The 12471-nt window shown below is 69.2% G+C and carries 12 protein-coding genes; 7 read left to right on the top strand and 5 right to left on the bottom strand.

Features of this window, described 5'->3' with window-relative positions; all coding sequences use genetic code 11:
• Positions 1-196 precede the first annotated feature (196 nt).
• The 6 genes from AC3XYG_RS09125 to AC3XYG_RS09100 all read left to right on the top strand — a co-directional run bounded on the left by AC3XYG_RS09125 (position 197) and on the right by AC3XYG_RS09100 (position 6852).
• Positions 197-1399 carry a porin gene (locus AC3XYG_RS09125; protein ID WP_489139504.1) on the top strand — a complete coding sequence of 401 codons (1203 nt, stop codon included), beginning with the start codon at positions 197-199 and terminating at the stop codon, positions 1397-1399.
• Positions 1400-1475: 76 nt separating this feature from the next.
• Positions 1476-2018: a DUF3576 domain-containing protein gene (locus AC3XYG_RS09120; RefSeq protein ID WP_489139503.1), complete on the top strand. Its 543-nt coding sequence runs from the start codon at positions 1476-1478 to the stop codon at positions 2016-2018.
• A 161-nt stretch (positions 2019-2179) separates the two neighbouring features.
• Positions 2180-4786, top strand: coding sequence for a leucine--tRNA ligase (gene leuS / locus AC3XYG_RS09115; protein WP_489139502.1), 2607 nt, complete (start codon positions 2180-2182; stop codon positions 4784-4786).
• Between the two features lie 3 nt (positions 4787-4789).
• Positions 4790-5290, top strand: coding sequence for an LPS assembly lipoprotein LptE (gene lptE / locus AC3XYG_RS09110; protein WP_489139505.1), 501 nt, complete (start codon positions 4790-4792; stop codon positions 5288-5290).
• Positions 5287-6312 carry a DNA polymerase III subunit delta gene (gene holA, locus AC3XYG_RS09105; RefSeq protein ID WP_489139501.1) on the top strand — a complete coding sequence of 342 codons (1026 nt, stop codon included), beginning with the start codon at positions 5287-5289 and terminating at the stop codon, positions 6310-6312. Before lptE ends, holA begins: the two co-directional genes overlap by 4 nt.
• Positions 6313-6492: 180 nt before the next feature.
• Entirely contained in the window at positions 6493-6852 is a 360-nt protein-coding gene (locus tag AC3XYG_RS09100) for a response regulator (protein WP_489139500.1), read from the top strand.
• Positions 6853-6863: 11 nt separating this feature from the next.
• Here AC3XYG_RS09100 and AC3XYG_RS09095 read toward each other — a convergent pair whose 3' ends face one another.
• The 4 genes from AC3XYG_RS09095 to mnmG are packed head-to-tail and all read right to left on the bottom strand — an operon-like array spanning position 6864 to position 11064.
• Entirely contained in the window at positions 6864-7754 is an 891-nt protein-coding gene (locus AC3XYG_RS09095) for a ParB/RepB/Spo0J family partition protein (RefSeq protein WP_489139499.1), read from the bottom strand.
• The gene (locus tag AC3XYG_RS09090; protein ID WP_489139498.1) at positions 7751-8563 is read right to left on the bottom strand and encodes a ParA family protein; all 813 of its coding nucleotides are present in this window, start codon (positions 8561-8563) and stop codon (positions 7751-7753) included. Before AC3XYG_RS09090 ends, AC3XYG_RS09095 begins: the two co-directional genes overlap by 4 nt.
• 4 nt (positions 8564-8567) lie before the next feature.
• A complete protein-coding gene (gene rsmG / locus AC3XYG_RS09085) occupies positions 8568-9194 on the bottom strand; it encodes a 16S rRNA (guanine(527)-N(7))-methyltransferase RsmG (RefSeq protein ID WP_489139497.1) in 627 nt (208 codons plus the stop codon).
• Positions 9181-11064, bottom strand: coding sequence for a tRNA uridine-5-carboxymethylaminomethyl(34) synthesis enzyme MnmG (gene mnmG, locus AC3XYG_RS09080; protein WP_489139496.1), 1884 nt, complete (start codon positions 11062-11064; stop codon positions 9181-9183). Before mnmG ends, rsmG begins: the two co-directional genes overlap by 14 nt.
• Positions 11065-11156: 92 nt before the next feature.
• Between mnmG and AC3XYG_RS09075 the strand changes: the two genes are divergently transcribed.
• Positions 11157-11690, top strand: a complete 534-nt coding sequence (locus tag AC3XYG_RS09075) for a SecDF P1 head subdomain-containing protein (protein ID WP_489139495.1) — start codon at positions 11157-11159, stop codon at positions 11688-11690.
• A 147-nt stretch (positions 11691-11837) separates the two neighbouring features.
• Here AC3XYG_RS09075 and AC3XYG_RS09070 read toward each other — a convergent pair.
• Positions 11838-12471: GTPase (locus tag AC3XYG_RS09070; protein WP_489139494.1), on the bottom strand; the 634-nt coding region annotated here is incomplete at its 5' end.

Here is a 12471-nt window from a genome sequence, read left to right as displayed (position 1 = left end):
TCTCCGATCGTTATGTTGCAATTGGAGCACAGCTCCCGGCTTTTGTGACTTCTCTGCAACTTGCAGATTGTCGGCTGACATGGCTGCCCCGTATAACCTGCAGATCGATGCCATTAGCCCCCTGGCCGGTGGTGTCGTCTTCGAGGGGACATCGACAGAGACATCCGGTCTTTATGGCCGCGTTAGGAGGTAGGAAATGAAGAAGATTCTGCTGGGTGGTACGGCACTTGCTGTTGCCGCGATGGCGGCCGCCCCGGCGTCTGCAGAGATGGAAATCAAGACCCACGGTTTCGTCGGCGCCCAGGCCGCTCTCATCCTGGACAGCTCCGGCACCGATGGCAGCCGCGACCGCGACTATGATTTCTTCACCAGCGCCCGTCTGCAGTTCGACATCAAGAACGTCACCGATTCGGGCCTGGAATACGGCGCCCGCATCCGTATGAACAATGTCGACCGCAAGAATAACGTCACCGTCGACCGCACCTACGTCTATGTGAAGGGCGGCTTCGGCACGATCACCTTCGGTGACCAGCCGGGTGTCGGCGCCGACATGGCGTATGTCTTCGCACATGACGCGGCGATCTCGAACATGGGCCTCGCCGGCGGCTACGCCGACAACATCGACGGCCTGTACGCTTATGGCGGCGGCAACTTCCTGTCGCTGGACCCGAGCTACCACACCGTGGGCAACGACACCCGCATCAAGTACACCTCGCCGAGCTTCGGCGGCCTGTCCTTCGCGTTCGACTTCGCCCCGGTCGTCGGCGGCAAGGGCCACTCCGGCAACGGCGGCGTCAACGATCTGCGGAACGACGGCGGCACTCCGGACGTCTTCGATCCGGTCACCGGCACGTTCTCGAACACCGGCGACGATGTCGTCTGGGAGAACGTGGTCGCCGGCGGCGCGTACTACAGTGGTGACTTTGACGGCCTCTCGGTCATCGCGTCCGGCACCGCGACCTACGGTAACGGTGTCGAGCGTCACTTCGACCTCGAGACCTACTCCCTCGGCGCCCAGATCGGCTCCGGCGGCCTGACGGGCAGCATCGACTGGATCAACACCTCCAGCGGCTTCGCTTCCGGCCAGACCGACAAGGCCTTCAACAGCCTCACCGGCAGCCTGTCCTACGTGGTCGGCGCGTTCGAATTCGGCCTCGGCTACTCCTACACCTGGGCTGAAAAGAACAACAACCTCGGCGGCGACTTCAGCAGCAGCGCCAACGACCTGAAGGACAACCACATCGCGTCCGGCACGGTCGTCTATAACATCGCCCCGGGCCTGAACACCTTCGGCGAAGTGACCTGGGAGCGTCAGAACTTCCGCAAGGTCGGTAACGATCTCCAGAGCAGCTCGCTCGACAACACCGTGTTCCAGACCGGTCTGCACGTCTCGTTCTGAGCCGTCTGACAATCTTCTGGCCTAAAATAGGGGAGCGGCTATGATGCCGCTCCCTTTTTCTATGTGGCAGAGCCTGATGTCGCCGAGAGCCCTGATCGCCCTGTTGACGCTCGTCCTCTCCGTGGCCGCCTGCTCGGATGACGTCAAGATCGGCCCCTCGCCGGACCTCGGCCCCGGCCGCGACAAGCCGGCGCCCGACAACCAGAGCATCTTCGGGCCGGGCGGCCTGAGCTTCGGCCCCGGCGCCAACAAGGGCGCCGGCAAGGATCTCGGCGAAGGCGCCGTCCTGGGCGTGAACGCCTATCTCTGGCGCGCCAGCCTCGACACCGTGTCGTTCATGCCGATCACCGGCGCCGATCCGTTCGGCGGCACGATCGTCACCGATTGGTACACCTCGCCGACCGCGCCGGGTGAGCGCTACCGCCTGAACGTCTACATCCTCGGCCGTGAGCTGCGGTCCGACGGCGTGCGCGTCAGCGTGTTCCGCCAGACCCAGGGCAAGGGCGGCTGGGTCGACGCCGCGCCGCCCAACACGATGTCGAACGCGCTCGAGGACACGATCCTGACCAAGGCCCGCCAGCTGCGCATCAGCGGGCTTGAGCAGGACACCAAGCAGTAGCCGGGCCGCGCGCCCCAGACTTGGTTGGCCAGATTTGACCGGAAGGGCGCCGCGGGATTGATCCCCGGCGCCCTTTCCTTGTAAATGCCTGGGCGGGTCTGCCTCGGCAAAGCCGCCAGAATCAATGATCGCCCCAGGTCCGCGCCCGGGCCTGCCGCTGGGTGTCCCCGCACCAGAGCATCGAGATGTCCCGCTACAACCACCGAGAGACCGAATCGCAGTGGCAGGCCGTGTGGCGGGAGCGCGGCACCTTCCGGCTCGAGACGCTCGGGGACCGGCCGAAATACTATGTGCTGGAGATGTTCCCCTACCCCTCCGGGCGCATCCATATGGGCCATGTCCGCAACTACACGCTGGGCGACGTGGTGGCGCGGCATCACCGGGCGCTGGGCCATGACGTGCTGCACCCGATGGGCTGGGACGCCTTCGGCCTGCCGGCGGAGAACGCGGCGATCGAGCGCGGCGCCCATCCGGCGGCCTGGACCTATGAGAACATCGCGGCGATGCGCGGCCAGCTGCAGTCGATGGGGCTGTCGCTGGACTGGGACCGCGAGATTGCGACCTGCCATCCGGACTACTACCGCCACGAACAGAAGATGTTCCTGGACTTCCTGGAGGCGGGCCTGGCCTACCGCCGGGAATCCTGGTTCAATTGGGACCCGGTCGAGAACACGGTGCTGGCCAACGAGCAGGTGATCGATGGCCGCGGCTGGCGTTCCGGCGCGCCGGTCGAGCGCCGCAAGCTGAACCAGTGGTTCCTGCGCATCACCGAATACGCCGACGAACTGCTGGCGGCGCTGCCGTCGCTGGAGCGCTGGCCGGAGCGCGTGCGGCTGATGCAGGAGAACTGGATCGGCCGGTCGGTCGGCGCCCGCGTCACCTTCCCGCTGCAGGGCAGGGAAGACGGCCTGGAAGTCTTCACCACCCGGCCGGACACGCTGTTCGGCGCCAGCTTCTGCGCCATCTCGCCGGACCATCCGCTGGCCGACGAAATCGGCCGCGGCAACCCTGATATCGTCGAGTTCATTGCCGAATGCCGCCGCACCGGCACCAGCGAGGCGGTGATCGAGACGCAGGAGAAGCGCGGCATCGACACCGGGCTGCGCGCCGTGCATCCGCTCGACCCGTCCATATCCGTGCCGGTCTATGTCGCCAATTTCGTGCTGATGGAATACGGCACCGGTGCCATCTTCGGCTGCCCGGCGCATGACCAGCGCGACCTGGACTTCGCCCGCACCTATGGCCTTCCGGTCAAAGCCGTGCTGTGGCCGGCCGGCGAGGCGCGGCCGGACGGCGCCGCACTGACCGAGGCCTTGAGCGATACCGATCGTGGCCCCTACAGCTACGATATCGGCCCGCTGACGCCGGCGAAGCCGGTGTCGGTTGCCGAGGCCAAGGACATCGCCATCGCCGCCCTGCAGGACCGCAAGGCGGGCGAGGGCACGGTTCGCTACCGGCTGCGCGACTGGGGCGTGTCGCGCCAGCGCTACTGGGGCTGCCCGATCCCGATCATCCATTGCGATCGTTGCGGCATCGTGCCGGTCCCGGCGGACCAGCTGCCGGTGACGCTGCCGGAGGATGTGACCTTCGACCAGCCGGGCAACCCGCTGGACCGGCACCCGACCTGGAAGCATGTCGATTGCCCGAGCTGCGGCGGCAAGGCCCAGCGCGAGACCGACACCTTCGACACCTTCTTCGAATCTTCCTGGTATTTCGCGCGCTTTGGCTCGCCGCGCAGCGACCAGGCCTTCGACCGTGCCGCCGTCGACCGGCTGCTGCCGGTCGACCAGTATGTCGGCGGTGTCGAACATGCGGTGCTGCACCTGCTGTACGCCCGCTTTTTCACCCGGGCGCTGAAGCGCTGCGGCTATCTCGGCGTCGAGGAGCCCTTCGCCGGGCTGTTCACCCAGGGCATGGTCACGCACCAGACCTTCCGCGACCGCGACGGTGCCTGGCTGTACCCGACCGAGGTGTCGCGCGACGAGCAGGGCAACTGGACGACGCTGTCCGATGGCGGGCCGGTCACGGCCGGGCGCATCGAGAAGATGTCGAAGTCCAAGCGCAACACGGTCGACCCGCAGATCATCATCGACACCTACGGCGCCGATGCCGCGCGGCTGTTCATCCTGTCCGACAGCCCGCCGGACCGGGACATGGAGTGGACCGAAGCCGGCATCGAAGGCGCCTGGCGCTATCTGCAGCAGCTGTGGCGGCTGGTGACGGAATGCCCGGTCGAGCTGCCGGCCGCCGGCACCGCGGCACCGAACGGCTTCAGCCCGGCGGCGGAAGGGCTGCGCCGGGCGCTGCACCGGACCATCGCCGCCATGGGCGAGGACCTGGAGCGGTTCCACTTCAACAAGGCCGTGGCCCGCATCCGCGAGCTGACCAACCTGGTCGGCAAGATAGACGGGACGGGGCAGGGCGAGGCCTGGGCCCTGCGCGAGGCCTTCGACGGCATCATCCGCCTGATCGGCCCGATGGTGCCGCATATCGGCGAGGCGCTGTGGCAGCATCTCGGCCATGACGGGCTGCTGGCCGACGCCGCCTGGCCAGAGGCGGATCCCGCCCTGCTGGTCGAGAACACGGCCACGGTCGCGGTCCAGGTCAACGGCAAGCTGCGCGCCACCCTCATCCTGCCGCGCGATGTGGATGAGGCGACGGCGCGGGAGGCCGCCCTGGCCGATGCCAATGTCGCGCGCGCCCTGGAAGGCCGCACCGTCCGCAAGGTCATCGTCGTCCCGAATAGGATCGTCAATGTCGTGGGCTAATTCCTGGGTTCGGCGTGCAGCGCCGCTGCTCCTGATCCTCGCGCTCGGGGCCTGTGGGCTGCGGCCGCTCTACGGCACCAACTCCGTCGGCGCGGCCATGGCCGACAAGCTGGGGACGGTGAATGTGGGCCTCATCGGCGACCGGTCCGGCCAGACGCTGCGGGCAGAGCTGATCCGTACGCTGAACCCGGACGGCAGGCCGTCGCAGCCGGCCTACGACCTCACGGTCGCGCTGGCCGAGAGTCCGAGCAGGACGTGAACATCATCAGCGACCAGACGACGACGCGTAAGAACCTGACGCTGACCGCCAGCATGGTGCTGACCGATCGCAAGACCGGCCAGCCCGTCTTCTCCGATTCCGCCACGGAGATCACCAGCTTCAACATCCTCAGCGACCAGTTCACCACCCTGGTCGGCGAGCGTGACGCGCAGGATCGCGCGCTGAAGTCGCTGAGCGAGGACATCCGCACCCGCCTCGCGCTGTATTTCGACCGGCACCCGTGAAGCTGCCGCCGAACCGGATCGACGGCTTCGTCCGGCGGCCCGATCCCGGCATCCGCGCCGTGCTGCTGTACGGCCCCGACGCCGGCGCGGTGCGGGACTATGCTGATGCCCTGGCCCGCGGCGTTGTCGACCCGCCGACCGACCCGTTCCGCGTCGCCGAACTGGCGTCGGCCGAGATCGGGCGCGACCCGGCCCGGCTGGTCGACGAGGTCTTCGCCATCTCGATGATCGGCGGCCGGCGCCTGGTCCGGGTGCGCGATGCCTCCGATGCCGTTGCGCCGGCCCTGGATGCGGCCCTGAAGGGCGGCGAGACCGACACGCTGATCCTGCTCGAGGCGGATGAGCTGACGCCCCGCTCGGCCCTGCGCAAGCTGGGGGAGGCGGCGGACGGTGTCGCCACCATTGCCTGCTACATGCCGGACGAGGACGCGATCGGCCGCTTCATTCACCGCATGCTGGCGGAAGCCGGCGTCGCCGCCGATGGCGAGGCGGAGCATCTGCTAGCCTCGCTGCTGGTCGGCGACCGCCAGATCGCCCGGCGCGAGGTCGAGAAGCTGATCGCCTATGCCGGGGAGGGCGGCCGCATCGACCTGGAGGCGGTGCGGGCCTGCATCGGCGACGCCACCGACCGATCGCTGGACGACCTGGCCATGGCCGTGGCGGAGGGCGACCTGGTCGGGGTCGACCGCGCCCTGGCCCGGCTGCTGTCGGAGGGTGGCGAGGCGATCGGCATCCTGCGCGCGGTGCAGCGCCATTTCCTGCGGCTGCACCAGCTGGCCGTCATGATCGACGGCGGCGATGCCCCGGACGCCGCCATGGCGGCGCTGCGGCCACCGGTGTTCTTCAAGGCCAAGGCGGCGATCCGCAACCAGGCCCGGCGCTGGAGCCAGGCCCAGCTCGGCGAAGCCCTGCACCGGCTGATCGAGGCCGAGGCGGAGTGTAAGCGCACCGGCCGGCCGCCGGAGACCATCTGCGCCGCGGCGCTGATGCGCATCGCCCGCGCAGTGGCACGGAAAAGTTGAATTATATCAAATAGATAGCTGAATTCTGACCAAATCCGACCGCCGTGGGCGACAAGGGGCGGCCGGCCGATGGTGCATTTCATCCGCAAAGTTTAAAAAAGATATATTTCCGCGGGACCCGGGAAGGCCCCGCAGGCGTTTTAGGAAAAGCGGCCGCGCCGGCCCCTGATCGGACCCATCATGATCGCTGCCCCCCGCCGCGTGCTGATCGTCGAAGACGAACTCCTAATCGCCCTGTCGATCGCGGATATCCTTGACGAAGCCGGGTTCGAGACCGTCGGTCCGGCCGGCACCGTGCGAGAGGCCGTGGCGCTGGCGCAATCGGAAGCGCTCGACGCCGCCCTGCTCGACATCGAACTCGCCGGGCTGGACGTCTATCCCGCCGCTGCCATCCTGGCCGCGCGGCAGATCCCCTTCGCCTTCGTCTCCTCCCGGCCGCGCGACCAGATCAAGGAGGCATTCGCCGCCCGCCCACTGCTGGCCAAGCCCTTTGCCACGACGGATATCGAAGCCCTGGTGGCGGGCCTGATCCAGCCATAGCAGGGAAGGGCTCACCCCCGCAGGCGGCGCAGCAGGTTGCTGAACTGGTCGAGATCGGCGTAGTGGATGCGCATGACGCCGCTGGTCTTGGTGGTGGTCTCGATCGCCACCTTAAAGCCCAGCCGCCGCTGGATGTCCTCCTCCACCGCCACCAGGTTCGGGTCGCGCGGCGCCGGCCGCGATGGGGCCGGCTGGTCGCGCATGTCGCGAGCCAGCTGTTCGGTCTGGCGGACGTTCAGGCCGCGGGCGATCACCTTCTGCGCCGCCGCCTCCGGGTCAGGGCAGCCCAGCAGGGCGCGGGCATGGCCGGCGCTGAGCAGGCCATCCTGCAGCTTGGCCAGCACCGTGGCCGGCAGATCGAGCAGCCGCAGCGTGTTGGCGATGTGGCTGCGGCTCTTGCCCACCGCCTGGGCCACATCCTCCTGGGTCAGGGTGAAATCGGCGATCAGCCGCTGGTAGCCCTCGGCCTCCTCCAGCGCGGTCAGGTCCTGGCGCTGGACGTTCTCGATGATCGCGATCTGCATCGCGTCGCGGTCCGACATCGGCCGGACCACGACCGGAACCTCGTGCAGCTTCGCCTTCTGCGCGGCGCGCCACCGGCGCTCGCCGGCGATGATGTGATAGCGGTCGGGCTTGCCCTCGATCGGCCGCACCAGGATCGGCTGCAGCACGCCCTGGGTGCGCACCGATTCGACCAGCCGGTCCAGCTCCGCCTCGTCGAACTTCCGCCGCGGCTGGAACGGGCCGGGGCTCAGGAATTCGATCGGCAGGCTGCGCGGCGCCCGCGGCTCACCCGATGTGGCGGCGGCGGCGATATCGGCTTCGTCGGCCTCGCCGAACAGGGCATCGAGGCCACGGCCCAGGCTGGCGCGGCGGCGGGGGTTGGTCTCGGCCGCGCTCATGCTGCGCTCCTCTGTTCTTCGCGTTTCAGCACCTCGGAAGCGAGGTGGATATAGGCCTGGGCGCCGGAGGAGGCGAGGTCGTAGACCAGCACCGGCTTGCCGTGCGACGGCGCCTCGGAGACGCGGACGTTCCGCGGGATCACCGTCTCATAGACCTTGGCGCCGAGATGCTGGCGCACATCGCGCGCCACCATGTCGGACAGGTTGTTGCGCCGGTCGTACATGGTCAGGACGATGCCCTGCATCTCCAGCGCCGGGTTGAACGCCTTGCGCACCCGCTCGATCGTCCGGATCAGGTGGCTGAGGCCCTCCAGCGCATAGAACTCGCATTGCAGCGGCACCAGCACGGCATCGGCCGCGGTCAGCGCGTTCAGCGTGAGCAGGCCGAGCGAGGGCGGGCAGTCGATCAGGATGTAGTCGTAGCCGTCGGCGCCGGGCCGCAGCGCGCTGCGCAGCCGGTATTCGCGCCGCACCGCTTCGACCAGCTGGATTTCGGCGCCGGCCAGGTCGACCGAGGCCGGGATCAGGTCCAGGCCCGGCACCTCGGTGCCGACCGCGGCCTCGGCCACATTGGTGGTGCCGAACAGCAGATCGTAGGAGCCGAGGCCGCGCTTGGCCCGCGGCAGGCCGAAGCCGGTGGAGGCGTTGCCCTGGGGGTCGAGGTCGATCACCAGCACGCGCTTGCGCACCGCGGCCAGGGCGGTCGCCAGGTTGATCGCCGTCGTGGTCTTGCCGACGCCGCCCTTCTGGTTGGCGACGGCGATGGTGCGGGTGAGCCGAGGCTCGGCCGCCACGCTCAGGGTCGTCATCTCTTCAGCCACGGGCGAACCCCTCGATACGGATGAGCACGGCGTCGGGATCGGTCCGGCTCGGATGGAGGTCTATGGTCATCTTCGGCGATGCGGCCGGGCCGGTCAAATGGTCGGCCGATTTGAGGCTGGCCAGTTCGGCTTCGACGGAGCGGCCCTTCGGGAAGATCGCGACCGTGTGCGGCCCGGCGAACCGCGCGGCATGGCCCAGCAGGGCGGGCAGGGGGGCCAGGGCCCGGGCCGTCACCACATCAGCGACGAAGGGCGGCACCTGCTCGATCCGCTTGGCGTGGACCGTCACCGGCGCGGATGTTTCACGTGAAACAGCGCGCAGGAACTCCGCCTTGCGCTGGTCGCTCTCGACCAGATGCGTCTCCAGCCCGGTGGCCAGCGCCAGCACCAGCCCAGGAAAGCCGGCGCCGCTGCCGAGATCGACCAGCCGCTTCGCCCCGGCGGGGATCAGCGGCACCAGCTGCAGCGAATCCTCGAAATGCCGACGCCGCAGGTCGGCCAGGGTCGAGGGGGCGACCAGGTTGATCGCCGCCTGCCATTTGCGCAGCAGCGCCTCGTAGCGGTCCAGCTTCTCCGCCAGGTCCGGGGGCGCCGGGAACGCCGCCTCACGCACTGGCACGCCGGGCCTCCCCGTCGCGCCGGACATGCTTCAGCAGCGCCACCAGGGCGGCCGGGGTGACGCCCGGCAACCGGGCGGCGGCACCGAGCGTCGGCGGTCGCGACCGCTTCAGGATCAAGCGGATCTCGCTCGACAGGCTGCCGATCGCGTCGAAGTCCAGATCCGGCGGCAGGGCCAGCCCCTCGTCGCGACGGAAGGCGCGGATGTCGGCATCCTGCCGGTCGAGATAGCCGGAATACTTCGCCTCGATCTCGATCTGCTCGGCCACCACCGCCGGCCAGTCCGCCAGCTCGGGCCAGATGCCGGTCAGGGCGGCGAGGTCGATCTCGGGATAGCGCAGCAGGTCCATGCCATCGCGGCGGACGCCGTCCTGGTTCACCGCCAGGCCATGACGTCGCGCCTCGGTCGGGGTCAGCGACAGGGTGCGGATCTGGAGCCGCGCCGCCGCCAGCGCCATCGTCTTGCGGGCGAACAGCGCCTGCCGCTCCGCCCCGACGCAGCCGGCGGCGATGCCGCGGGCGGTCAGGCGCTGGTCGGCGTTGTCGGCGCGCAGCACCAGCCGGTATTCGGCGCGCGAGGTGAACATGCGGTAGGGCTCGGGCGCGCCGCGCGTCACCAGATCGTCGATCATCACGCCGATATAGGCCTCGGCCCTATCGAGCAGCAGCGGGTCGCTGCCGGCGACGGCGCGGGCGGCGTTCAGCCCGGCCATCAGGCCTTGGGCCGCCGCCTCCTCATAGCCGGTGGTGCCGTTGATCTGGCCGGCCAGGAACAGCCGCGGCACGGCGCGCAGCATCAGCGACCGGTCGAGCTGCCGCGGGTCGACGAAGTCGTATTCGATGGCATAGCCGGGCCGCAGGATCACCGCCCGCTCCAGCCCCGGGATGCCGCGCACCAGCCCTTCCTGCACGTCGCGGGGCAGGGAGGTGGAGATGCCGTTCGGATACACCGTCGGGTCGTCCAGCCCCTCCGGCTCCAGGAAGATCTGGTGCCGCTCCTTGTCGGCGAAGCGCACGACCTTGTCCTCGATCGACGGGCAATAGCGCGGGCCGACGCTGTCGATCTGGCCGGAATACATCGGCGCCCGGTGCAGGTTGGCGCGGATCAGCGCATGCGCCGCCGGGGTGGTGTAGGTGATGAAGCAGGAGATCTGCGGCACCGTCACCCGGTCGGTGAGGTCGGAGAAGGGCACCGGCGGGTCGTCGCCCTTCTGCTCCTCCAGCGCCGCCCAGTCGATGGTGCGGCCATCCAGCCGCGGCGGCGTGCCGGTCTTCAGCCGGCCGAGGGTGAGGCCGAGTCGGTGCAGCGTGTCGGCCAGACCGATCGACGGCGCATCGCCGACCCGGCCGGCCGGAAACTGCTCCTCACCGATATGGATCAGGCCGTGCAGGAAGGTGCCGGTGGTCAGCACCACCGCACCGGCGCCGAGCGTGCGGCCGTCGGCCAGGACAACGCCGGAGACCGCGCCGGCCGAATCGAAGGTCAGGTCCTCGACCGAGCCGGCGATCAGGTCGAGATCCGATTGTTCGGCCAGCACCGCCTGCATCGCCTGGCGATACAGCTTGCGGTCGGCCTGGGCGCGCGGGCCACGCACGGCGGGGCCCTTGCTGCGGTTGAGGATGCGGAACTGGATGCCGGCGCGGTCGATCACCCGGCCCATCACCCCGTCCAGCGCATCGATCTCGCGCACCAGATGGCCCTTGCCCAAGCCGCCGATCGCCGGGTTGCAGGACATCTCGCCGATCGAGTCGAGCCGCTGGGTGACCAGCGCCGTGCGCGCGCCGAACCGCGCCGCGGCAGCCGCGGCTTCACAGCCGGCGTGGCCGCCGCCGACCACGATGACGTCATATCTGTTGAGGGCACGTTCCATGGCGGCGGACTTTACGGAGGCGGCGGGGCAGGGTCAAATGCGCCAACGCAAAAACGATGTTTGACGTGAAACATCGACCGTGGAGATTGCCCGTGCTGTCCCTCATCTCCACCCTCGTCGCCACTGTAACGACCTTCGGCAGTGTGCTGACGGCCGACATCCCGAGCACGCCGGCCCCGGTGACGCGGACGCCGTCGGATATCGAGTTCCGGCTGGCCGAGACCGAGCCGGCGCCGGGCCTGATCCGAATCGAAGGCGAGGGGCGGGTGATCTATCTGCGGCCTGATGTGCTGCTGTCGACCGCCGACATCGCCAGTGCCAAGCTCGGCACCGATGTGTTTTCGGCCGGGCCTGTGGTGGAGCTGACCCTGACGCCCTCGGGTCGCGACCGCCTGGCCAAGGTCACCACCGACAATGTCGGGCAGATGATGGCGGTCACGGTCGACGGCGCCCTCGTCACGGCCCCGATCATCCGCGAGCCGATCCTGGGCGGCCAGCTGCAGATCAGCGGCCTCGACGATGCGGCCAGCGCGGCGGACCTCGCCAACAGCCTCGGCGCCCCGCGGGCGGTCCCGCCGCACTCCCTGGCTGACGGGCTGATGAAGGGCTTGTTCGGATCGCTTTAAGAGCGTCTGGATCTGTGCCTGGGGCAACATGGATTGCTTCGCTGCGCTCGCAATGACGAAGGAGAAGTTTTCCCCTTGTCCGTCATTGCGAGGAGGCGAAGCCGACGAAGCAATCCATGCCGCCCGCAGGAACAGCCCTGGGCCGCCTCACTTCCCGATGCAGAAGCTGCCGAACAACAGGTCGAGCATGTCCTCGACATCGACCCGGCCGGTGATGCGGCCGATGGCGCGGAGCGCGAGTCGCAGATCCTCCGCCGCCAGCTCGGGCAGCGGTGCCGCCGGCACCCGGGCGAGGGCGTCGCGTGCGTCCTCCAGCGCCGCCCGGTGCCGGGCGCGGGTGAGGGCAGGGGAGCCGTCGCCGGTCAGCCGGCTCTCCACCGCCGCGGCCAGCGCATCGAGCAGCCGGTCGAGGCCGGCGCCGGTGTGGACGGAGATCGCGATCTCATCCGCCGCCAGGGGCACGCCCAGCGCCTGGTCGATCTTGTTGGCCACCCGGATCCTATCCGGGCCGGGCCCCAGTGCCGGGTCGGAGGGAGCGGGGGCGCCGGCGTCGCGGATCACCAGCCGCAGGTCGGCCTCGGCGGCGCGGCGATGGGAGCGGCGGATGCCTTCGGCCTCGATCTCGTCGGTGGTGTCGCGCAGCCCCGCCGTGTCGGCCAGCACCACCGGGAAGCCGCGCAGGTCGAGCGCGACCTCGACCACGTCGCGTGTGGTGCCCGGCCGGTCGGAGACGATGGCGGCGTCGCGCCGGGCCAGGGCGTTGAGCAGGCTGGACTTGCCG

The sequence above is a fragment of the Inquilinus sp. genome (assembly GCF_057815775.1).
Note: the sequence above shows the minus strand (reverse complement) of the source record. Positions and strands in the feature narration are given on the sequence as shown.

Bases quoted from the DNA above. Each gene is read 5' to 3' on its own strand.
- mnmG (WP_489139496.1), bottom strand. From the start codon at position 11,064: ATGGAACGTGCCCTCAACAGATATGACGTCATCGTGGTCGGCGGCGGC.
- AC3XYG_RS09095 (WP_489139499.1), bottom strand. From the start codon at position 7,754: ATGAGCGCGGCCGAGACCAACCCCCGCCGCCGCGCCAGCCTGGGCCGT.
- AC3XYG_RS09120 (WP_489139503.1), top strand. From the start codon at position 1,476: ATGTCGCCGAGAGCCCTGATCGCCCTGTTGACGCTCGTCCTCTCCGTG.
- AC3XYG_RS09100 (WP_489139500.1), top strand. From the start codon at position 6,493: ATGATCGCTGCCCCCCGCCGCGTGCTGATCGTCGAAGACGAACTCCTA.
- AC3XYG_RS09125 (WP_489139504.1), top strand. From the start codon at position 197: ATGAAGAAGATTCTGCTGGGTGGTACGGCACTTGCTGTTGCCGCGATG.
- AC3XYG_RS09090 (WP_489139498.1), bottom strand. From the start codon at position 8,563: ATGACGACCCTGAGCGTGGCGGCCGAGCCTCGGCTCACCCGCACCATC.